This window comes from Hanstruepera marina, from assembly GCF_019880635.1.
GTDB lineage: Bacteria > Bacteroidota > Bacteroidia > Flavobacteriales > Flavobacteriaceae > Hanstruepera > Hanstruepera marina.
In genome coordinates, this window is the sequence record NZ_JAINVX010000002.1 from 81,310 (window position 1) to 105,691 (window position 24,382).

The 24,382-nt window shown below is 37.6% G+C and carries 14 protein-coding genes; 8 read left to right on the plus strand and 6 right to left on the minus strand.

All coding sequences use genetic code 11. The annotated features are described in order from the left end of the window. Positions 1–6 precede the first annotated feature (6 nt). The 4 genes from K7G76_RS08040 to K7G76_RS08055 all read left to right on the plus strand — a co-directional run bounded on the left by K7G76_RS08040 (position 7) and on the right by K7G76_RS08055 (position 4,798). Positions 7–2,082, plus strand: coding sequence for an alpha-ketoacid dehydrogenase subunit alpha/beta (locus K7G76_RS08040; protein ID WP_223033695.1), 2,076 nt, complete (start codon positions 7–9; stop codon positions 2,080–2,082). Between the two features lie 32 nt (positions 2,083–2,114). Next, positions 2,115–3,218 carry a bestrophin family protein gene (locus K7G76_RS08045; protein WP_223033696.1) on the plus strand — a complete coding sequence of 368 codons (1,104 nt, stop codon included), beginning with the start codon at positions 2,115–2,117 and terminating at the stop codon, positions 3,216–3,218. 49 nt (positions 3,219–3,267) lie between these two features. Beyond that, positions 3,268–4,329, plus strand: coding sequence for a bestrophin family protein (locus K7G76_RS08050; RefSeq protein WP_223033697.1), 1,062 nt, complete (start codon positions 3,268–3,270; stop codon positions 4,327–4,329). Between the two features lie 118 nt (positions 4,330–4,447). Continuing rightward, positions 4,448–4,798, plus strand: coding sequence for a hypothetical protein (locus tag K7G76_RS08055; RefSeq protein WP_223033698.1), 351 nt, complete (start codon positions 4,448–4,450; stop codon positions 4,796–4,798). Between the two features lie 45 nt (positions 4,799–4,843). Here the strand turns inward: K7G76_RS08055 and K7G76_RS08060 are convergent, their stop codons facing one another. The 3 genes from K7G76_RS08060 to K7G76_RS08070 form a co-directional block, all read right to left on the minus strand. Beyond that, entirely contained in the window at positions 4,844–5,386 is a 543-nt protein-coding gene (locus K7G76_RS08060) for a DUF4136 domain-containing protein (RefSeq protein ID WP_223033699.1), read from the minus strand. A 16-nt stretch (positions 5,387–5,402) separates the two neighbouring features. After that, on the minus strand, positions 5,403–7,397 hold the full coding sequence (locus K7G76_RS08065) for a urocanate hydratase (RefSeq protein ID WP_223033700.1): 1,995 nt from the start codon (positions 7,395–7,397) through the stop codon (positions 5,403–5,405). A gap of 135 nt (positions 7,398–7,532) precedes the next feature. Next, the gene (locus tag K7G76_RS08070) at positions 7,533–7,694 is read right to left on the minus strand and encodes a DUF5522 domain-containing protein (RefSeq protein ID WP_223033701.1); all 162 of its coding nucleotides are present in this window, start codon (positions 7,692–7,694) and stop codon (positions 7,533–7,535) included. 107 nt (positions 7,695–7,801) lie between these two features. On the opposite strand from K7G76_RS08070, the gene K7G76_RS08075 reads away from it, so the two are divergent. After that, on the plus strand, positions 7,802–8,140 hold the full coding sequence (locus K7G76_RS08075; protein ID WP_223033702.1) for a hypothetical protein: 339 nt from the start codon (positions 7,802–7,804) through the stop codon (positions 8,138–8,140). On the opposite strand, the gene K7G76_RS08080 is transcribed toward K7G76_RS08075, so the two are convergent. From K7G76_RS08080 to K7G76_RS08090, 3 genes are all read right to left on the minus strand, one after another. Continuing rightward, on the minus strand, positions 8,129–12,235 hold the full coding sequence (locus tag K7G76_RS08080) for a CUB domain-containing protein (RefSeq protein ID WP_223033703.1): 4,107 nt from the start codon (positions 12,233–12,235) through the stop codon (positions 8,129–8,131). The two genes, K7G76_RS08075 and K7G76_RS08080, sit on opposite strands and share 12 nt — an antisense overlap. Before the next feature lie 478 nt (positions 12,236–12,713). Further along, positions 12,714–16,547: a GEVED domain-containing protein gene (locus K7G76_RS08085; protein WP_223033704.1), complete on the minus strand. Its 3,834-nt coding sequence runs from the start codon at positions 16,545–16,547 to the stop codon at positions 12,714–12,716. 258 nt (positions 16,548–16,805) lie between these two features. Further along, the gene (locus K7G76_RS08090) at positions 16,806–21,206 is read right to left on the minus strand and encodes a T9SS type A sorting domain-containing protein (RefSeq protein ID WP_223033705.1); all 4,401 of its coding nucleotides are present in this window, start codon (positions 21,204–21,206) and stop codon (positions 16,806–16,808) included. 140 nt (positions 21,207–21,346) lie between these two features. Here K7G76_RS08090 and K7G76_RS08095 point away from each other — a divergent pair, with 140 nt between their 5' ends. From K7G76_RS08095 to hemL, 3 genes are read left to right on the plus strand one after another with little or no spacing between them, the layout of a single operon-like run. Continuing rightward, positions 21,347–22,237, plus strand: a complete 891-nt coding sequence (locus K7G76_RS08095) for a 1-aminocyclopropane-1-carboxylate deaminase/D-cysteine desulfhydrase (protein ID WP_223033706.1) — start codon at positions 21,347–21,349, stop codon at positions 22,235–22,237. Positions 22,238–22,239: 2 nt separating this feature from the next. Next, a complete protein-coding gene (locus K7G76_RS08100) occupies positions 22,240–23,055 on the plus strand; it encodes a glucosaminidase domain-containing protein (RefSeq protein ID WP_223033707.1) in 816 nt (271 codons plus the stop codon). Positions 23,056–23,071: 16 nt separating this feature from the next. Further along, positions 23,072–24,355 carry a glutamate-1-semialdehyde 2,1-aminomutase gene (hemL, locus tag K7G76_RS08105; RefSeq protein WP_223033708.1) on the plus strand — a complete coding sequence of 428 codons (1,284 nt, stop codon included), beginning with the start codon at positions 23,072–23,074 and terminating at the stop codon, positions 24,353–24,355. Positions 24,356–24,382 lie beyond the last annotated feature (27 nt).

Here is a 24,382-nt window from a genome sequence, read left to right on the forward strand (position 1 = left end):
ATAAAAATGAACAAAGACATTCTAAAAAAAGGATTTTCTAACCTTTGTACTGCCAAAACCATGGCGGAATTATACGAGGCTAATTTTAAACAAGTTTCGAAATATGTGCATGCCACATCGCGCGGTCATGAAGCTATTCAAACAGCATTGGGCTTGCAATTATTACCGCAAGATTATGCCTTTCCTTATTATCGTGACGATGCCATGCTTTTAGCTTTTGGTATGCAACCTTATGATTTAATGTTGCAATTGTTGGCCAAAAAAGGCGATCCGTTTTCTGGTGGTAGAACCTATTACTCCCATCCCAGTTTAAAGGATAATGACAAGCCTAAAATTCCGCATCAGTCTTCTGCAACTGGCATGCAAGCTATTCCAGCTACAGGTGTTGCTATGGGTATGCAATATTTGGAAAAACAAGGTCTTGAAAACTCTAATGTCATTCAGAATACTAGTGAAGAGTTTAAACTGAATCCAATTACCGTTTGTAGTTTGGGAGATGCTTCTGTGACAGAAGGTGAAATTGCAGAAGCCTTTCAAATGGCTGCCTTAAAACAGATGCCGATTCTCTATTTAGTGCAAGACAATGGTTGGGATATTTCGGCAAATGCAGCAGAAACTAGAGCCCAAAATGCATATGAATATGCGCAAGGGTTTAACGGTTTGGAAGCTATATCTATTAATGGTGCTAATTTTATAGAGTCTTATGAAGCTTTAGAAAAAGTTATTAATACTATAAGAAAAGAACGCCGACCATTTTTGGTACATGCTAAAGTACCATTATTAAATCACCATACATCAGGTGTACGCATGGAGTGGTATCGCGATGATTTAGAGGAGGCACGTTCAAGAGATCCCTATCCTGTTTTGAAACAACAGTTGCTGGATAATGGTTTTTCAGAAAAAGAAATAAAGGATTTAGAGGCACAAGCGAAGAAAAAAGTTGAATCCGATTTCAAAAAAGCTTTAAAAGCGGAAGATCCTAACCCAGAAGATTTGTTTACAAATGATTTCATACCAACACCAATTACCGAAGAAGTCGGTGAGCGTTCACCAAAAGGAGCCGATAAGGTTGTGATGGTTGACTGTGCCTTGTTTGCAGTTGAAGAACTCATGAAAAAATATCCAGAGTGTTTGCTCTATGGTCAAGATGTTGGTGGAAGACTTGGAGGTGTGTTTCGAGAAGCAGCAACATTAGCACAAAAATTCGGTGACGACAGAGTTTTCAATACACCCATCCAAGAAGCTTTTATTGTCGGTTCAACGGTTGGTATGAGTGCTGTTGGATTGAAACCTATTGTTGAGGTACAATTTGCCGATTATATATGGCCAGGACTAAACCAGTTGTTTACAGAAGTGAGTCGTAGTTGTTATCTGTCCAATGGTAAATGGCCGGTTAGCATGATTTTACGGGTACCGATTGGGGCCTATGGTAGCGGTGGACCTTATCATTCATCTTCCGTTGAGAGTGTAATTACGAATATTCGCGGTATTAAAATTGCCTATCCAAGTAATGGAGCCGATTTAAAAGGGTTGATGAAAGCTGCTTATTTTGATCCTAATCCTGTGGTTATATTAGAGCATAAAGGTCTGTATTGGTCTAAAGTTCCTGGGACATTAACAGCCACTTCTATTGAGCCTTCAGAAGATTATGTGTTGCCATTTGGACAAGCATGGGTGTTACAAGAAATTTGGAAACAGGAAGATGTGGAGACTTGCACGATTGTTACTTATGGAATGGGCGTGCATTGGGCTTATAATGCTTCAGGAGAATTGGATATGCGAGATCAAATCGAAATTATTGATTTACGCACATTGTATCCATTGGATGAAGATACCATTATGAAATCGGTAAAGAAAACCGGAAAATGTTTAGTGGTTACTGAAGAACCAAGTAATAATAGTTTTGCGAGAGCATTGGCAGGTAAAATTCAGGAAGAGTGCTTCCAATATTTGGATGCACCAGTTATGACAATTGGAAGTGAGAATATGCCAGCCATTCCATTAAATAGTACTTTGGAACAAACCATGATTCCTTCAACAGAGAAAGTGAAAGTAAAAATATTGGACTTGTTAGATTATTGACATTTTGTATCTTACTGTACTAATTTCCTAGCATGTTTATAAAAAGAATATTTCCACTAAAAACCGTTTTTATATGGTCTAAGCGATACATTTTTTTATTTCTTGTCCTAGGAATTATACCTGTTTTTCTCTTTGAGGTAGTTGGTTTAAAATGGTTACATGTACCATGGCTTCCACTAGGAGTTTTAGGTACAGCGGTAGCTTTTATTACTGGTTTTAAGAATAATGCAGCTTATGATAGGCTTTGGGAAGCTCGAAAAATTTGGGGAGGTATTGTAAATACATCACGATCTTGGACCATTATGGTAAAAGATTTTATTACTAACGATCATTCCAATTTGTCGAATTCTGATAAAGAATTGTTTTTAATTAAACGTGAGCTGGTACATCGCCATGTTGCATGGCTTACTGCTTTAAGGTACCAATTGCGAAAGGATAAACCCTGGGAGTTACACTTAAGGGCAAAGCATTCAGCAATGGATATTAGAAATTACAAGTATCCTGTTTTTGAAGATGCAATACCTATTGAAGAAGTTATTAATAACTATATAACTGAAGAGGAATACAAAACTATTTTTGCAAAATCTAATCAAGCTTCTCAATTATTGGGTATTCAATCTGAACGTCTTAAGCAATTAAAAGAAGAGGGTTTAATTGATAATTTTAGGCATATGGAAATGTCTAATGCTTTGGTGGAGTTATACACGCTTCAGGGTAAATGCGAACGCATTAAGAATTTCCCATACCCAAGGCAATTTGCAACATTAAACTACATTTTTGTTTGGGCATTTATTATTCTAATTCCATTTGGGATTATGGAGGAATTTGAGGTATTTGGAGATAAAATATTGGTTATGCTAGACAAAACGGAGTTGAAACATACCGTGAGATATACAATTCAAGAAACCATAGCTCGACATTTTGTGTGGTTTTCTGTACTGTTTAGCGCCTTAATTTCTTGGGTGTTTCATACCATGGAAGCCATTGGAGAAGTTTCAGAAAATCCATTTGAAGGAAGCCCTAACGATGTACCCATAACAGACCTTTCAAGAAGTATTGAAATAGATATTAGACAATTGATTGATGATACAGATATTCCTGCTCCTTACGAATGGAAGAATGGTATTGTTATGTAATAGTTAGCGATACTATTTTTCTTATCTTACTTAAAATTTCAACGTTTAAATGCTTACAAAAAAAAGGTATTCTGTCAAAGACATCGCATTGTGGTCTCGGTGGGAGACATTCATTTACATAGGTTATGCTGCTTTAATAACCATTCTTTATGAAGTATTTGGTTTTACGTTTTTAAATATGCCTTGGACACCAGTTGCTTTAATAGGTACTGCTGTGGCCTTTATGGTAGGTTTTCAGAATAATTCGGCTTATGGCCGTATTTGGGAAGCTCGGAAAATTTGGGGAGCCATAGTGAACTCGTCTCGAACTTGGGGAATGAAAGTACAGGATATGGTTTCCAATCCTGAAGGAAAAGTAATAGCTTCAGTTGATGAAATTAATGAGCATAAAAAAACTCTGGTTTATAGGCATATTGCGTGGTTAACAGCCCTGCGTTATGCTATGCGTGAACGTAAATCCTGGGAAACCCAACATACAGCAAAAACCAATCAGGAATGGTCTAAAATGATACATATTCCTGAACAGGTATCTAATTTAGAGGATAATTTAATGCTTTATATGTCGCCTGAAGAAGAGGCTTATGTTTTAAGTAAGTCGAATAAGCAAACAGCTATTCTTTATCTGCAATCGAAACATATTAAGGAGTTAAAAGATAAAGGGCTAATTTGGGAGTTTTCCTTTTTGGAATTAGAAAATGTATTAGAGGAATTATTTACACACCAAGGAAAGAGTGAACGTATTAAAAACTTTCCTTATCCTAGGCAGTATGCTAGTTTAGCTTTGTACTTAACCAGGTTGTTTGCACTATTATTACCCTTTGGGATTATTCCAGAGTTTGCCGAAATTGGTGCTACGATGGTTGATGATTTTTGGCATATTGGTAAAAATTTTATTTGGTTAGGAATTCCATTTTGTGCTGCTGTTTCTTGGGCTTTTCATATCATGGAACGTATGGCAAGGGTTGGTGAAAACCCCTTTGAGGGGACTTCAAATGATGTGCCTATATCTACAATAGCTAGAGGGATAGAAATTGATTTAAGACAAATGTTGGATGAGGATCCTGCTGATATCCCTAATCAGTTTCCTGAAGAGCATGATGTGCAAATGTAGATAGCACGGCATTTATTTTTATAAAGCAAGTAGTATAACGGATATTAATTGTTAATTTATTTGATATATTTTGTATATTGAACCCTTTATTATTAAAGACAACTAATTAATTTTTATTATGAAAAAATACATTACACTACTTAGTATTGTTGCATTGTTTTTTATGGGTATACAATCTTCAGTAGCTCAAGATGCACATAAGCAAAGGCCAGAAGCCATAGCTAAACAACAAACTTATGACATTCATAAATTGGTTGACCTTACTGGTGACCAACAAGGTGAGGTTTTTAAAGTTTTGGTTGAGCAACAAACGAACTTATCTGGAATTGAAAAAAACACAAAAAGTATTGCTACTGCACAAGAAGCTAAACTTGCTGTTTTAGAAAACACCAATAAAAGATTAAAAGCTATTTTAACTCCTGAACAATATAAGATTTATCAAGAATCGTTAGAAAAAGAAAAAAAATAGTATTCTATAAAACCAAAAAAAAGCGGCTAGTTCTAGCCGCTTTTTTTATTGTATTTCAGGAGGATATTTTTCTAATATTTGAGAAACAAATTCTTTTATCCTTGCCTCTTTTTTATCAACATTATTAAAGTTGAGGTAACCAACACCTTGGCCCTGCCATACTAGTTCCTTCTTTTTGGCATCTATTAAATCAATATACAAAACACCTTCAGTAGAGGTTGATACGGTATTATAATTTCCGTAAAAATAGGGGTTCCAGCCCCAGCCCCAGCCAGCACCTCCATAATAATTGTTGTATACGTCAATTTTCTCTCTAGCAGACGCAATTATGCTTACCAATACATCAGGATTTTCTGATTTTGTGTAGCCTTTAGCGATTAATTCACTTTCAATGGCTTTTAAGATTCTTCGTTTATCTAAATCACTTATTTCAGCTTTATCAATACCCGGTTTATAAAAGGCAAAGGTTTTGAATTCATTAAAATTAACTTGCTTATCATAATCTGCAATAACACGCACTGAAGCACAAGAGGCAAACAAAATAGATAGGCTAAAGATGAACAGTAGTTTAATACATAGTTTTTTCATAACAATATGGTTTAAGTTATAACGAGTCTAGTAATTTATCATCTACACAATTAGGAAGTGTGACTTTTAAATTGGGTTCTACTTCCATGGCGCGTTTTATAGCAAAAATAGCTTCATCATTTCTGGCCCAACTTCTGCGTGCAATTCCATTATTGACATCCCAGAAAAGCATTGATTTTAAGCGTCTTTCCGCATCATTACTACCATCAAGAACCATGCCGAATCCACCGTTTATAACTTCTCCCCAGCCTACACCACCGCCATTGTGAATGCTAACCCAGGTTGCTCCTCTAAAGCTATCTCCAATAACATTTTGTATGGCCATATCAGCAGTAAATCGAGAGCCATCATAAATATTACTGGTTTCGCGATAAGGCGAATCGGTTCCGGAAACATCATGGTGATCACGCCCTAGAACGACAAAACCTATTTCGCCTTTCGCAATAGCATCGTTAAAGGCTTTGGCAATTTTCATGCGTCCTTCGGCATCTGCGTATAGTATTCTAGCTTGTGAGCCTACCACCAATTTGTTTTCTTGAGCACCCTTTATCCACTGGATATTATCAGCCATTTGCTGTTGGATCTCTTGAGGCGAATGTTTCATAATCTCTTCAAGTACCTTACAAGCTATAGCATCGGTTTTGGCTAAATCTTCTGGTTTTCCTGAAGTGCACACCCAACGAAATGGACCAAACCCGTAATCAAAACACATAGGGCCCATAATATCCTGAACATAACTAGGATATTTAAATTCGCGACCAATGGTAGGGTTTTCTGCCATGACATCGGCACCTGCTCTAGACGCTTCCAATAAGAAAGCATTGCCATAATCAAAGAAATAGGTGCCTTTAGCTGTATGTTTGTTAATGGCGGCAGCTTGACGCCTTAAGCTTTCTTGAACTTTTGTTTTAAATAATTCAGGTTGGTTGGCCATCATATTATTAGCGTCTTCAAAAGACAAACCAACAGGATAGTACCCGCCAGCCCAAGGATTGTGAAGTGATGTTTGATCGCTTCCTAAATCAATATGTATATTTTCTTTGTCAAATGTTTCCCAAACATCAACCACATTGCCTAAATATGCAATGGAAACCGTTTCCTTATTAACCTTGGCTGTTTTTACACGATTAACCAATTCATCTAAATCCGTAATCTTTTCATCTATCCATTTTTGGTCTAGTCTTACTTGCGTGATTTTAGGATTAACTTCAGCACAAACTGTAATGCACCCAGCAATATTTCCAGCTTTAGGTTGCGCTCCTGACATACCTCCTAATCCTGAAGTGACAAACACGTTGCCTTTTGGGCTTTTCTTTATTTTCCTGAAACCGTTTAACACCGTAATTGTTGTTCCGTGAACAATACCTTGTGGGCCAATATACATATAGCTTCCTGCGGTCATTTGGCCATATTGCGTGACACCAAGTGCATTAAATTTTTCCCAATCGTCAGGTTTAGAGTAGTTGGGAATCATCATACCGTTGGTAACTACAACTCGAGGAGCATTTTTGTGCGATGGAAATAACCCCATAGGATGTCCAGAATACATAACCAACGTTTGTTCGTCGGTCATGTTGGCTAAATACTGCATAGTCAATAAATACTGTGCCCAATTTGAAAATACGGCACCATTACCACCATAAGTAATTAATTCGTGAGGGTGTTGTGCGACAGCATAATCCAAATTATTTTGTATCATCAACATGATAGCTGCGGCTTGTTTGGATTTAGCTGGATAATCTTCCAATGGTCTAGCATACATCCTGTAATCTGGGCGCAGGCGATACATATAAACTCTACCATAGTTTTCTAATTCACTTTTAAACTCTGGAAGCAACTCGGCATGATGTTTTTTATCAAAGTAGCGTAATGCGTTTTTTAGGGCTAACTTTTGTTCTTCTTCTGAAAGTATGTCTTTACGTTTGGGTGCATGATTAATATCGGGTTCAAAGGCTTTAGGTTTAGGTAATATATCAGGAATGCCTTGTAAAATATGTTCTTGAAATGTCATGTTATTATAGTTTTATGGTTAATCTAAAAAGGGTAGTTTTTTTAGATTTTTACTATGGATAACGAATGTCAACACGATGGTGTGTGTTGGCCACTTTTATACGGTATGTCATTAAAAGTAAATCCAATGGTATGTTTATTTTTGAGAATGTGTTTTTGTATTAAATCCATACGGGCAATGCCTACAACTGCTTTCACAACAATAGCCACGTTTCAAATGGTATTGTTCAGTGAAGCAACGATACCCTTCCGGTGTCCAATAAAAGTCACCTTCTTCAATGGGGATTATCTTTTTCATGCTACAAAGATAATATAATTGCTTTGCCATTCAGTATGCGGATTGCTGATTTTGAATATGGATAAAATAGGGGCAGTAATTGGACTGATTTTTGATAAATTCCATTTATGATTATAGCGGTAAAACATTTGGTGCCTAAAGGATTTTCAGGAATTACTATTTACCCTTTTGTACTAGTTAAGAACAAGGAATTGAAACATAATGTTGTTTTTGTTAATCATGAACGTATTCATTTACGACAACAACAGGAATTATTGGTTGTTCTATTTTATGTATGGTACATTCTTGAGTTTCTAATTCGTTTATTGCTATACAGAAAATGGCATTTGGCCTACAGGAACATTTCTTTCGAACGCGAGGCTTATGGTAAAGAAAAAGACCTTGACTATTTACAATCAAGGCCTTTTTGGAATTTTATTATTTATCAAAAAAGCTTAATGCTTTAAAATAACTTTTTGAACTTTTTGTATGCCATTTTCTAATTCAGCTTTTACAAATAGTACACCATCACTTTGGCTTAGGTTATCAATTCTAAACTCGAGCTGGTTAACAGCGTTGTTGTTATAGAGCTGTCTGCCCAAAACATCATAAACAACAATAGATTGGATTGGGCTATTGCTAGCCTTAACCTTTATGTAATGATTACCAGGAGCCGTAATCGTGATGGCCGTTTCAGAACTAAATTCATCAACACCTAATGAGTTATTGGTATACCTTAAGATAAAACGATCGTTGAACACGCCAGTTTCAGCAGTAAAGCTATACGGAGATAGCCTCAAATCGTGAATAAAGTTGGTATAGGTATCTTCCAAATAAATATTCTGTTCTTCATTTTCAAATAAACCATCCAATGAATTGATGGCAATAGAATAGTTGCCTGCCGTAGGGATCTCTATACCTAGTGAGACCATATCGGTAACGTCAAATGGTAGAGCTCTACCTTGTATAGACATTTTTTCATTTGTTATTAGGGAATAGAAACTGATAGCAGATCCTGCAAAGTCATAACCGTCATATAACCTGTCTTTATTATTAGTTGCTCCTTCAACGTAACCAACAAGTATTGATGTAGCCAATTCATTAGCATTTATAAGGTCAAGCCAAATTCTATGGCGTTCAATGTTTGACTGTCTAGTGTTATTCGTTCTATAAAATTGACTGTTGTTCAGTGTTTCATCACGCATAGTATTATTAAATGTGATGTTTTCAGAAGTTCCAGCAGCTGGGCTATCTAACATCAACACAAAAAAGGCTTGACCTGCAGCGATATCGCCATTGAAGCCAGGTGGATTGGAACCAGTATAATTGTTGTCAATATAATCGTCACTATAGTTATAGATAAAATCATAGTAAAATGGACTGTTCTGAAAAACAGGTCCAGTTTGGTGCGTCCAAAAGTATATGGTACCGTCAATAAAACTGTTAGCTGAAATAAAATCAGTATAAGATACAGCTGAAGGATATGGGTTACCAATTAGGTTCCAGTTATCATCTTCATTGGTAGCTAAAGCATCCCCTTGCGATGTGTAATTACCCGAATTATGTGTGCCCCTAGTAATAGGAACAGTAACAACACCATTTTGAGGTCTCCCGGAAAATTGAGCGGTATTGGCAGGAACTGGGTTAGTTGACACAAGTCCTCTAACAATATAGCCTTTTCCTCTTTGCATAATACCTGATGCAGGTATCCAATCACCATGAATGATACCATCTAATGTAGGATTCCATTCATAGATTAACTCGCCTGTAGCCGAAGAAATATCAGTAACATTAAAGTCTTCGTCTGTAGGGGAAGACCAATAAATATAATCGTAGCCATTGACACCAGTTGGGACTGTACGCTGCATGTTCATAACGCCGCTTCCAGTATTGTTGTTTACATTGGGTGCACCTTCGTTTATTTGAATAATACTACCACTGTCCCTAACATCAATAGTACCATCTAATTGAATCCAGTCTGTTACAACTAAACTAGTATTGGATTCTATTTCAAGATAGCCATTAGTTTCTATAATTAAATTTAAACCATAAGCTGGTTGCGGTGGCAGCGGAGCTGTATTTGTAATGTCAGCAATTGGTGAGCGATTATTACTATTAGCCACATCTGGAATCAAAATACAGTCAGTAGATGTAGGAACACCCGAAGGAGTCCAGTTGTCATCAACATACCAGCTTGTATTTTGGGAGCCATTCCATACTTTTTTGTTTCTTGAAACTGTAACCGTATTAAAACATCCTTCTTGATCGGTTGCTGTATAAGTTTCTGTGCCATTTGGTGCAGCATAAACGGTAGCAAAATTTGTGCCTAAAACATAGGGTGTTGTTAAGCTGGCATCTGTATATAAGCCCGTAGCTGGTGTCCAAGTAATGCTTGGGGTGGTGGCTGGAGGTGTCCCTGAAACGACCACATCATCTATAGCCCAATTAAATATACCAAATATTTCTCCATCAAAACGAAATCTGATATATAAAGTTGGATTTCCATCTAGAGCAGAAATATCTAAATTTAAAGCATTCGCAGCAATGTCACCAGTTACAGGATCTTGCGACCATTGTGCAGTCCAGTTGGTGTTGTCTATAGATGTTTCAATAAAAATAGAGTGGACAAAAGTTGATGGAATCCACGAATTTAAATAATGCCTTAAATCTATTTCCAAATTGGTGTACGATGCAATATTGATTGCTGGAGAAGTTAAAACCCATTCTCCATCTGCATAACCTGTAATCCAATCTAAAGTAGCCTCATTGGCTGTTCCACCCGCATCAGTCGAATTGGAACTAATCCATTGCCCGTTTGTTGAGGAAAAATTGACTGCTGACCAAGCTGATATTCCAGAACTAAAATCGTCAGACCAGATTGTTGTTGGTATGTTACTATTACTTGGAGTAGCCGTTAGTTCTGCATAATTTAAAGAGCAAGCATCAGCACCAATTGGATTAAGGGTTTCAGTAATCGTTATAAAACAATCACACCTAACGTCAGCAACCCAACCAGGAGCATTATCAAATCTACCGCTTTGGAATCGGAAAGTTAATGCACCAGAAGGATCTGTTGATGTAAAAGGCCCTGGTATGGTATTACCATTATAACTTCCTATAAGAGGAGCTCCTATGTTTGGGCCATCATATACTCTCATAGTATCTGAACTATGTAAATCAAAAACAGAAAATGTTACCGTAACCACCTCACCTGGATTATTAGGAGCAATGGTTGTAATTTCGTCAGAATTACTTGAATAATTACCCGAAATACCACCTCTGTCAACATATGTTTCTCCACAGCTTATAACAGGGCCACAAGTAACATTAGCATTCCACCCGGCAGCTGTTGTAAAACCATCACTATTAAAGACAAATGTTAAAGCTCCTGAAGGATCACTTGAAGTAAAAGGACCTGGAATAGTAGTTCCTGAATATGAGCCAAGGCTTGGGTATGTGCTGTTGGGGCCATCATAAACAGTTAAATAATCATATCCAGCTTCAGTATTAAAAGAATTAAAAGTAACAGTTACAGCATCACCAGCATTGGCTGGAAAGATTGTTGTGGTTACATCGGTTTCATTATTTGCGTAATTACCACTACTACCACCAGAATCAAAAAACTGACTGGAACAAACTGGAGGAGGTGGCGGACAATCAATTGTAAAAACAACATTGCCACCAGTGGCTGTTTCGGTATCCAAATAAAAATAATAGAGAGTACCAGCTGTAAGTGTAAAACTACTTGTGGTTCCATTTGAAGTTAAATCATCAATACAAGTCCATCGGTCTGAAGCACAGCTAGTCCCATAACTATAATTTACATGACCAACAGCTGAACTTATTTGAGTAATAGTATAACTTCCCGTTGTAGCTGGAGTAAATGAAAAAATTTGTTCATCTCCAGGAGCATCATTACAGGTGTCATTAAAAATACCTGTCCCAGAAGGAATTGTAGCCGTTATTTGAGTTGATCCACAGGTGCTATTTATAGGAATAACTGAATCACATGGGTTTGTAATTTCAGTCACACAAATGTCAAAAGTACCTGTAGTATTACCTCCCCAATCCCAGTGCCATACACGGATGTAAACTGTATCGCCCGGAGTTAAACCAAAAGCAGTAAAACTGGGTTCATACAAACCAACACCGGAATCATCATCACATTCCACAATGGTTAAAGCTCCTGAACACGAACCTGTATAAAGTGCGATTACACCATCAAAAAATGATGACGCAGGAATGTGAGTTAAATCTACCTGTATGTTCCCAGTGGTTCCAACAATAACAGAAAACCAAACATCTTCACCAGCATAATTAGCACTTACTGGTTCACAGCCCACAGGAGTGTCTATGTTCGGGTTACTAGAATCTGTAGCTCCGGTATTATCCCCAACAATACAAGTGGTTCCTAACGGTGTCAAGGCGATAGCTGTTGCGCTACAGGGGTCGTCTTGACCATAGCTGCTCAATGAAGATAAAACGAAAATGAAACTTAAGATAAGAACCTTAAGGGAAAATAGATTTTTAATAGATTTTAATAGAGAGTAATTAAATGCCATTTAATATGTGATTTATTTATAACGACAAATAATTGCCGTTTAAATGTTGCTATTAATACATACCAAAATGCACACGTTGGTGCATTATAATAACATATAAGGATAGTTTTGTAGATTGAGGGCAAATCTTGTATAAGTTTATTTTTATAACGTGTTGAAAAATAATGAATTCATGCTAAACTATAAAAGATTATTACATGTGACTTTAACAAAATTATTAACATAAAAATAATATTGTTTGTTTAGTAATTAGGCTTCTAAAACAATTTATCGATAAGACGCAAAGTTTAAGGGTTGAAATACAACTATTTGGATGCTGATAATCAGCGATTTGAGGTAGGTTTTTTCAGTCAATTGAATATAAACGAATAGTGGTATTGTTTTAATTTAAATAAAAAGCTGAACCATGCCTGCATGGTTCAGCTTTTATCTTAATCAAAATAGCGCTTAAACTAATTTGACTAATCAAATCAATAATTTAATTATTCGCTATAATAAGCTTTTTAGTACTTACTCCAGACTCAGTTGCTACGCGTACAAAGTAAATGCCATGAGACATACCTTGAGTATTTAAACGGTGTCTAGGGTTTTGCACATTAGACAGATTGTTGGTAGACAATATTTTACCATAGAAATCTGTCATTTGGATGCTAACATCTTGGTTTAAGTAATTACTTAAATCTACTTGTACCTCACCAGTTGTGGATGGGTTTGGATATAAGCTCCAGTCTGGAACATCATCACTTGAAGTAGCTGTAGAGTCAGCACGACCTCCAGCACCACTAACACAGAAACTCGTTGATTCGGAGTTTTCAAAAGAATCACCTGAAATTGTAGTATCTGTTCCCGTTACGTTGTATGACCCAGAACCAAAAGTACAGCAAATACCATCTCCAAAACTGTCATAAATTGTGAAAGTATAACAACCGTCTGGTAAACATGTAACCTCTGAAGTAAATGTTTCACCACTGTAATTGTCTCCAGATGCCACAACATTATCATTGTCGTTATCATCAGTTATTTCCCAAGATGTTTCACTAGGGTAATTATCAAAATTAATATTAACAGTCACTTCATTATCATTACATGGTTCTGGTGGCGGAGCACATGTTAATTCTAGAGTATAAGGCCCTGTAAATGGATTAGAAAAGTCATCTCCAGATACAAATATATAATAGGTGGCTCCTTCTATTGAGCTAAACTCTACTTCAGACCTAAATCCAGAACCGCAAGCTGAAAAATTGTCGTTATTGCCAGCAACACATGAAATTGTAGAACAGTCACCAGTAAATACACCAATTCTTGTATCATAGGTCGAATTACATAAGCTCGCAATAACATCTCCACCTGTACCAATAAAGGTATGCCATGTACCAGGTTCAACATTTAAATCATTATCACAATAACTTAAATAGCCATTTACTTCTCCATCTATTGAAGTATCTCCTTCAAATGGATCATCGCATACTACAGTTGGTCCACCACACCATGGGCCAGTTTCAGTGGTAAAGACAGAAGATGCTCCGCAATTATCTGCAGATCCTATACTATTATAAGGTGTAATTGTAACATAATAGGTTGTTGCAAAGTCTAATAAGCCACTTAAATCATAATCAAGTGTGTTTCCAATATCTAAATTGTCTAATACATCTGTACCGCCGTCGGTTGTGCCAACACTTAATAAGTAACCATCTACTAGCCCTGTTGCTGTGTCCCAAGAAATTTCAACATTTGTACTAACATCTGTTGCATCAGGCCCAGGTACTTTTAAACGGGCATCACAAAGTGGAGGGGTGCTACAATCCACTTCTTTATCACATGCGCCTAAAGAGTCCCCATGGTTTAAGTGTGCCTGTACAGCGTTCGGGGACACACAAATTTGCTCACCATTATGGCAAACATTTACTTTTACGTTGTTAGGATTGTCACCACACGATATGTCTTCTACCAATACTGTAGTAAATACTTCAGATGTACATCCAATATTATCTGTAACTATTACGCTATAAACAGTTTGGGCTGCTGGTGCAACAAAAATGGTTTCACCAGTTTCACCTGTACTCCATTCGTAAGTATAAGGCGCTTCACCAAACTGGCCTACAGCGGTTAATGATGTGCCATCGGCTGGACCATACCCAGAAGTAACATATACACACTCGCCTTCTACAATATAAGCGTCACATATACAATCTACTGTTAATACATAATCTCCTGAACTAGAATTCCATCCTGTAACATAAACATAGTAAACGGTTTCATTTTCTGAAGTAAAAGTTAGTTTAGATCGAAGTCCAGTACCACTATCATCATCACAATCTTCTAACACTAATCCATTACAAGAACCAGAATAAAGAGCTATTTTGGTATCGAAACTAGATTCTGAAAGGTCTAATACCATATCACCACCGGTACCAACTACAGTATACCAAACACCTGGCCCTGTATTTAGTTCTGGAAAACTTGTATCCATAAACTCACAATCTGCCAGATCTTCGCTATTAGCAAATTCAGTTGAGCCTGTTTCAACACCACCACAACCTATGGCAATGGCACCCTCACAGGTATCATTAGCTGGTGGACAAGTGTAGGATTCTGTTTCTAAATCTATGTCGCAATCAGATTCACTATGTACTATGGTTAAATCTACAGATGCGCCACTATCAAATGGTCCAACAGTAGTAATGCCAGATCCTGCAATAATCCAGGTGTCTGAACCATCGGTTATAGATACGGCATCGTTAACTGTAGTAATGTCTACATTAATTGAGAACTCAAAATTATCACAATCAGGAACTATTGTTGCATCAGCATATACAGCTTGTGTACAAGCAGCCTCTACTATTTCGACATCTAAATCTACAACAGCCCCGAAATCTGAATTGGCACATGGGTCACCAGAAGTGTTTCCATAATCTGATCCATGAATACGCATTCTATGTACACCAAGCGCTGCTCCTGCTGGCATTGTGAAGTCTAATTCTAAAGCTGCTGGGTTTGAAGAGGTTGATATGCCTGATGATACTAAATCTGAAGGGTCAAAAACGCCATCATCATCAAAATCAATCCAAACAAAAGTATCATATGTCCAACCAGTGGCATAATTAATGACTAAATTAGTATTTAAACCTTGCTGCAATACAACAGGGCTTCCAGTTTCATCTGCATAATATTCTGGCATTGATATAGGTAAAGTTGTAGACCCTAAAACCACAGATGTTATACCGTTACCATCACCACCTTCAGGTGTAGCGTCGCAATAGCTTAATGGGCACTCGTCACAAAAAGAGCCACCACAATCTACACCTTCTTCATCGCCATTTTGAATGCCATCATCACATGTTGCAGGGGCTTGCGTAATAATATTGACGTCTAAATCTGCTACAGCAGTGTAATCTCCATTATAACAAGGGTCTGCTCCCGAATTTCCAAAATCTGAACCAGATATACGCATTCTATGGACGCCTAATGCAGCTCCTGCTGGCATTGTGAAGTCTAAATCTAAAGTTGTTGGGTTATTAAATGTTGAAATACCTGACGACACTAGATCAGAAGGGTCAAACGTCCCATCGTTTCCAAAATCAATCCAAACCCAAACATTATAAGTATAACCCGTTTGTAGAGTAAGATCTAAATTAGTATTCAGTCCTTGTTGTAAATCAACAGGGCTTCCTGTTAGATCTTCATACCATTCAGGAGAACTTGCGTTTGGCATAGATATAGGAAAATTAGTTGAGCCTAGTAATACAGATGAAAAACCGTTACCATCTCCACCTATAGGATTTGCCTCGCAATAAATAGGTGTACCTCCAGCAAAAGAAATAGACCAAGAGTCTAATGTGCCATCATCTAAAGATGGATAGTTATCGCATACCTTTAAGGTCCAAGTACCATTATTTTCTTGATCGGTAAAGGAAGATAAAGGCTGTTCTGGACTAAATGTGCCCGAAAACGGTGCAAAGCCAGAATTTATTGAGGTTGTGCCAGAATCACTAAACACAGTGTTTGTATAATTTGCTCCAGATCCACCATTAGAAATAGATAGTGGTATTTCGGTATTGTTTGGCGCAGGCCCTACAAGATATATTTCTACATCAGCGTCATAAGGATGTGTGATATTTACAGTAACTTCGGAAACGTAACTTCCTGAATCAAGGCCAGCAATGGGAATTGAGAATTCACCGCAATTTATACTGCTGCTAGGCCCTGTAGGAATTGGGCCTCCCGTTCCATTGTATGTTTGTCCATACAAAGTCATGGAAAAGAGACACAATAGAATTGTTATCCCTCTTAAAAATGTGTTGAATTTTTTCATAAATTAATTAATTAATAGTTAATAATTTAGGTGAACTTTAAGAAAAGGGGATACCAAAACGTTAGGAAGTAAGGCGAAGTTTCGCGTAGATAGTTGGGTAGTATCTGTCAATATAGATATATTTTATAAAACTGTTAAATATTTTATAAAAAAATCGATAAACTGCATGTTTTTTGCTGAATTAATGATGAATATAATCATAGTTTGATGTTCCTATATCTATTTAACATAGGTTGTTATTTAAAAACTCAATGGAATTTAAGGTTTTAAAATGAGCTTTTGTGATTTTAGTTTGCCACTTTGTAATGTTACCTCAATAAGGTATACACCGCCAGAAAAACCTTGGCTTTGTAATCTGTAATTCAAATGATTTATGTTCTGCTTTTTAACAAGTTCTCTACCTAATAGATCATAAAGTAAAATACTATCTATTAATTCATTTTGTGAATCCACTTGAATGTGTTTTTCGTCCTGAACGGTAATGGTTACCAAATTGCTTGCGGTCTCCTCGTCAACACTTAAGGTGGTATTTGTATAGCGCAACATAAAGCGGTTGTTGAATTCTCCAGCATCTGAATGGAATATGTAAGGTGTTAACCTTAGATTGTGTATGACACCCAGGGCAGTGTCCTCTAAATAAATATCTTGTTCGCTTGCTTCAAAAAGGCCATCGAGTGTGTTGATGGCAATTGTGTAAGCTCCACTTTGAGAAATAACCACACCTAATGGCACGATGTCTGTTTCGGCAAATGGTAAAGCTTTACCCTGGATAACTAAATTTTTATTGTCTACAATCGAGTAAAATTGATTACTGGTTTCATTTAAGTCTAAACCATCGTATAATCTGTCTATATCATTGGTTGCACCTTCCACATATCCAATTAACAAGGCGTTGGCCAAATTATTTGATGAAATCAAATCGAGCCAGATACGATGTTTTTCCGGCTCATGTTCTGTTCTGTAAAATTGATTGTTATTATAGGATTCATGTCGTAAGGTATTATCGAACAACACATAATCTGTAGTTGCGGGTGTGTTGTCATCCATTAGCACAAAAAAGGCCTGGCCTGATGCAATATAGCCGGAAAATCCAGCAGGAGATGAACCCGTAAGATTAAATTTAATGTAATCGTTGGCATTATAGTTATAGCCAAAATCACCATAAAAGGGGTCGTCAACAACATCGCTAGGAGCGCTAGCATGACTCCACAAATAAATGGTACCATTAATGGAGGGGTTACTGTCATCGGCAATTCTACCACCATTAATGTTTATAAAACGTTGCGCATCAATGGAGGATGGGTAGGGGTTGCCAACTAAATTCCAATTGTCGTCAATTTCCGTGGCCATACTATTTCCTGCTCCAGGGTAATCGACACCTACATACGTGCCACGGTGAATGGGTACTTGAATGCTACCATTATGAGCACGCCCAATAAATTCTGTAGTATTGGCTAAAGCAGGAGCTGTTGGATTGGTTCCAGATAATCCACGTATTATATAACCGTTTCCAATAGCCATGGTTTCGTTGGTTTGTTGCCAGTTGCCGTAGTTTCCTATGCCATTCCCAGCTATTGTGGGGACCCATTTATAGATACGGTTAGGATTGGAGCCTGGAGAAACATTCGTAACATTAAAGTCTTCAGTTGGCGATGACCAATAAATATAATCTAAATTGGAAATGGTTCCAGGTACTGTTCGTTGTACAGTTATACTGCCTGTGTTGTTATTGCTGGTTACATTGGTTAGCTGAACCAAATTGGCATTGTTGCGAACCAAAAAAGTCCCTGAATTAGCTACATTAATTTCGTCCGTGATAGTCATGCCAGTGCCAGAGTCTAATTTCAAAAAGGCATTGTTTCCAATGTTTAAAGTTTTAGCAAGGGCAGGACTTGGTGGTGTTGGTGGGCCTGGATAGGTTAATATGGGCTGATTGGCTGTATTATCAATATAAACACAATCTGTTGACCTAGGTATACCAAGAGGCTTCCAATTGTTAGGATTATTCCAGTCGGTATTAACGGTGCCTCTCCAAATTTTTCCTATAATAAATTCAGCTTTAATTCGTGGTTGATTACTTCCAGGACAATTTATCCAAAACGTATAGATGCCGGGCGTATTAGTGTCAATTAGGCCAGATCCAGAAACATTAATGGGGTTAAACGATGGTCCAGAAGCTATTGCGGTTCCGCCAGTCTCGTTTGTAAACCAGTCAATATCTGCTGGTGGCCCGGAAACTTCCCATTCGTAAGGGCCTACATGGGTAGTGTTGGTAAAAGCAAACTTGGTTGTTATAAGGCGGTATGAAATTCCTGCGGTTAAATTGGCACGAATTTGAGGATTTAAAGAAGGGCCGTCGTCGTCGTCTCCTGCAATCCAAGTCCCTGTTGCACATGATCCAGGGTTGAAATTTCCATCATTTACCACAATATAGCCCATAGCATCAAAATAAGGAGACGGTGTATTTAAGGTGAAAATATATTGACCAGTAGTCGTAACGGTAAAATCAATAGCTGAATAATTTGAGGTATTGGCTGCATCAAACCCACAAGGATCACTACTGGATATAAAAATTAGGGGTTGTAAGGCTCGGGGATCTGTGGATTGCATAATACCCGATAATGTATTGCCTAAACTTGTTGTTCCTCTACAAGCGAATGTAGCAAATATATCTTCACTAGGCTCACCAGGGCATATTATTTCTGCATTAACAACGCCTTCAGGGGACGGAGATGTGACGCAAATTCCAAATGTGCCATTGTTGTTATTGCCATGTTCCCATAAACGGATGTAAATGATTTCGCCTGGAGTTAGCCCTATGCTAGTTATGGAGGGCATTTGCCCATTAGCACTACTATTATTATCACAATCCAGCAGTGTTAAATTGTTGCAATTGTTTCCGCGGTAAAGGGCCATGGCACCATCGGTCATATCTAAATCTTGAGTGTCAACGGTTATTTCACCAGTGTCGTCCACAACAACATAGAACCACACATCGCCGCCGGCATAGTTCCCACAGCCAGGATTTGGAACACCAGTGGTTCCTGTTGCTCCAGCATTAGTAAAGGTTTGATAAGAACATACAGGTGTTACAGGTAGCTGTATGGCGTTTAAGCATAAATCGTTAGCTGGTGGGTCAACGGGTGTGCCGACACAAATATTAAAAAAAACTTCTGCTGAAGGTGTTCTGTTATTCCATCCATAGACTCGTATATAATAGGTCTCGCCAGCTAAAAGATTCGTAATGTTAAAAGTGTCATTATTGTTGCTTGTAACCAATGTAAGTGTTGAGCAGTTTCCAGAGGAGCTTCTGTAAACACCAACCGCTAAATTAGTATCGGTTCCCGAAACAGGAATAATATCGAGCAAAGAAATTTGATGTTCATTACTTGTGGCTATAAATGAAAACCACACATCGTTATTGGGGTAACCAACAACATCGTCAGGCTGTGGTGAGGCTGTGGCATAAACTGTTGAGCCCGCTGTAACGGCGTTACATATTAAAGTTGGATTTACAGTTAAAGAAATGGCATCACCACATTCGTCATTGCTAGGAGGTGGTGGCGGTGGCGTGATGCAAATACCAAAAGTACCATTATTGTCATTACCGTTCTCCCAAAACCGAATGTAAAGAGTTTCACCAGGTGTAAGATCAGTTCTAATTATTAAGGGCATTAAGCCATTACTGCTCGTGTTGTCGTCACAGGAAACTAGCGTTAATGCATTACAGCTACCAGTGTAAACAGCCATGGCGCCATTGGTGATTTCTATGTCCTGTGTGTCTATGGTTAAACCTCCCGAAGCTGGAACAACGGTTTTAAACCATACATCGCCCCCAGCATAATTCCCACAACCTGGATTGGGTACACCAATTGTATGGGTCGCTCCATAAGTTGTAAATTCCTGATAATTACAAGTTGAATTATTGACTAGATCAATAGCATTACAGGGGTCATCATTTAGTGGTGGTGGTGGGACTGCTGAAACAATAGAGATATCATCTATTCCAGCCGGAGGATCTAATTCTGTTGTGTCATCGTTTACCCATTCAACTACAAAGCGAAATGTTGTTCCGGCAAAATTTTGAGGTATGGTCAAGGTAGGCGATGCGACCCAGGTATTACTGCCAAAATAATCGCCTCCAATTTGAATACGATCTGTCGACGCTGTTATTGAAGTGCCATAAGTTGGTATGTAATCTATAGGAACTAGCCAGATACGCATGAGGTCATTTGAGGTTTGCCCTTGAGCGATCCATATAAAATCGACTGTGATGTCTGTTTCTCCAGCAGGAACCGTTATGTCTCTAAAAATATGAATAGCAGCTCCTAATATACTGGATGAATAATTATGTGGCGGAATAGGGAAAGTGGCATTGTTGGAAACATAGGCGCAACGTCTATCTGAAAATCCAGGATTAGCTCCTGTACTACAAACCCATTGATTTCTTCCGGTTATTGATGTGTTGGTTCGCCAACCATTTTCCATTAAATCAGCACCATTTTCAAAACCTCCATCTATATCAGGGTGAACTAAAATGGTTTGCGCACTTGTACTTAAGCTAAAAAAAACAAAGCCAAATAAAAGGCATATATCTTTTAAAGTTCTTAAGAAAGAACGTGAAGTTAGGATAGAAGTTTTAAGATTGATATGTGCCATTTTTTTTATTTAAAAATGGGAACTAGGTATTTATATAACAATATATTTGTGTGAAAATGAGCCCCCAAATCGAAATATGAACGGCTTAAAATATTACAAATTTGCATGAAATGTAAGTATCTGTTTTTAAATTCGTTAAAATGATTGAAAATATAGACCAACTTAATATTCAACTTACATCGAGTTTGTTTATTAAACCAGAATATCAAATTGATGCTTTTGTTTCAGGCAACAAATACCGAAAATTAAAATATAATGTAATAGAAGCTGAAAGCAGTGGGTTTTCTAGGCTATTAACGTTTGGAGGCGCCTATTCAAACCATATTGCGGCTGTTGCTAAAGCAGGATTAAGTAAGGGGTTTAAAACGGTTGGTGTTATACGTGGAGAGGAACTTGAAAAAAAGGTCAGCAATAATCCTACATTACAATTTGCACAGAGGTGTGGGATGCAGTTTAAGTTTATTTCTAGAGGGGATTATAGAAATAAAACCAAACCTGATTTTATACATCAACTAAAACGTGACTTCGGTGACTTTTATGTAATTCCTGAAGGAGGCACCAATGAACTTGCTGTAAAAGGATGCGAAGAGATATTGACAGAAGAGGATAAAGTCTTCGATTTTATTTGTTGCCCTGTGGGAACAGGTGGCACCATATCGGGTCTCATTAACGCATCTGAAGAGCATCAGAAAATTTTGGGGTTTCAGGCGCTAAAAGGTGATTTTTTACAAAAAGATATTCGTAAATTTGCGCATAAATCAAATTGGGAGCTTATCGCGGATTACCATTTTGGTGGTTATGCTAAAATAAATACGGAACTAGTCAGTTTTATTAATGCCTTTAAGGCGGAAAATAGTATACCTCTCGATCCTATTTATACCGGCAAAATGTTATTTGGTATTTTTGATTTAATAAAAAACGGTTATTTTTCAAAAGATGCCAGAATTCTGGCTATTCATACGGGTGGGTTACAGGGTATAGATGGTATGAACAAGCTCTTAAAGAAAAAACAAATGCCCTTAATTAATTGAAGATGAAAAAGATTGTAGTATTCATAGTGTTGTTGAGTTTGGTGTTTAGTTGTGGTTCAAAGAAACGAGCTGCTTCAAAATCTAGCAGAAATAAAACAAAAACAGAACGCGTTGTAAAACACACAGAACCTGAAGTTAACACACCTCAAGTTGAAGTAGAAACGCCTCAAGCGGAACCTAAAAAATCAAGTGGAAATTTAACTGTGGATTACATTGAAGCGTATTATACCATTGCTCAAGAAGAAATGCGCCTCTATAAAATTCCTGCAAGTATTACTTTGGCTCAAGGTATTTTAGAATCAGCATCAGGTAAAGGGCGTTTAGCTGTTGAAGCCAATAATCATTTTGGAATTAAGTGCCATGGTTGGACGGGTGCCAAAATTTATCATGATGATGATGCTTCACAAGAGTGCTTTAGAAAGTATAAAGATGCCAAATATTCGTTTAGGGATCATTCCTTGTTCTTGACTGAAAGGAAGCGTTACTACAAGCTTTTTAATTTGGATATTACAGACTATAAACGTTGGGCAAAAGAGCTAAAGGCAGCTGGTTATGCCACCGATAGAAAATATCCGGATAAACTTATTAGCTTGATTGAACGCTATGAGCTTTATAAATATGATGAGGCTGTAACAGGGAACAAAAATGATATGGTTGTTGTGGTTTCAAATGAAATGACACATAAGGTTGTAAAAGGCGACACCTTATATTCGTTGTCCAAACGCTACAATACCACAGTAGATGAACTCAAAAGGCTAAACGACTTGTCTTCAAATAATTTGAAAATTGGTGAAGTTTTAGTCGTGAAATCCAATTAAAAAATCAAAAGTAAATATGTTATATAAAAGAAGCAGTGCGCTTTTTGCGCAAGCTGGAGCCGTTATACCAGGAGGTGTTAACTCGCCAGTACGAGCTTTTAACGCTGTTGGCGGAACACCAATTTTTATTGAAAAAGCTGAAGGTGCTTACCTGTTTGATGTTGATGGGAACACCTATATCGATTATATTAATTCCTGGGGTCCCATGATTTTAGGTCATGCCCATAAGCCAGTGGTTGATGCTGTGGTAAAGAAAGCCCAGCTAGGAACATCTTTTGGGACGCCAACCGAAATAGAGACCCAAATTGCGGAATTGGCTGTTTCCATGGTGCCTAATATAGATAAAATACGGTTTGTTAATTCGGGAACCGAAGCTTGTATGAGTGCTGTGCGTTTGGCACGAGGATTCACGGGCAAAGAGAAAATTATAAAGTTTGCGGGTTGCTATCATGGTCATAGTGATAGTTTTTTAATCCAAGCTGGAAGTGGAGCCGTAACCTTTGGCTCGCCCAATAGTCCAGGTGTAACGCAAGGTACGGCAAAAGACACCTTGTTAGCGCGTTATAATGATATTGAAAATGTTGAGGCTATTATTGCAAATAAAAATGAAATTGCTTGTATAATATTAGAACCAGTAGCTGGGAATATGGGGTGTATACCACCTAAACCAGATTTCTTGAAGCAGTTGAGAGTCTTATGTGATGCTCATAATATTCTTCTGATTTTCGATGAGGTTATGACGGGATTTCGACTAGCCAAGGGTGGTGCTCAAGAACTTTATGGAATTAATGCTGATATTGTGTGTTTTGGTAAAGTAATTGGTGGTGGTTTACCGGTTGGTGCATTTGCAGCACGTAGTGACATTATGAATTACCTAGCACCTGTTGGACCTGTTTATCAAGCAGGCACTTTGAGTGGGAATCCATTGGCTATGGCTGCTGGATTAGCTATGCTAAAAGAATTAAATAGTGATGAAGAAATTTATAATAGATTAAATTCTAAAACGGAATATCTTCATGAAGGGTTGTCCAAAGTTTTAAATGAAAATAAAGTTGTGCATACCATTAATAGGGTGGGCTCGATGATATCTGTGCATTTTTCCAAAGATGAGGTGGTAGATTTTGAAACCGCTGCAAAAGGTAATAATGATACATTTAAAGCGTTCTTCCATGGCATGCTTAATGAAGGTGTTTATATTGCGCCAAGTGCTTTCGAAACCTGGTTTATTACGGATGCTTTGTCTTATGCCGATTTAGATAAAACCATAGAAGCCTGTAATACGGTGAGTAAAAGTTTGTAAAAACAAAAAGGGCAGTATGATAAACAT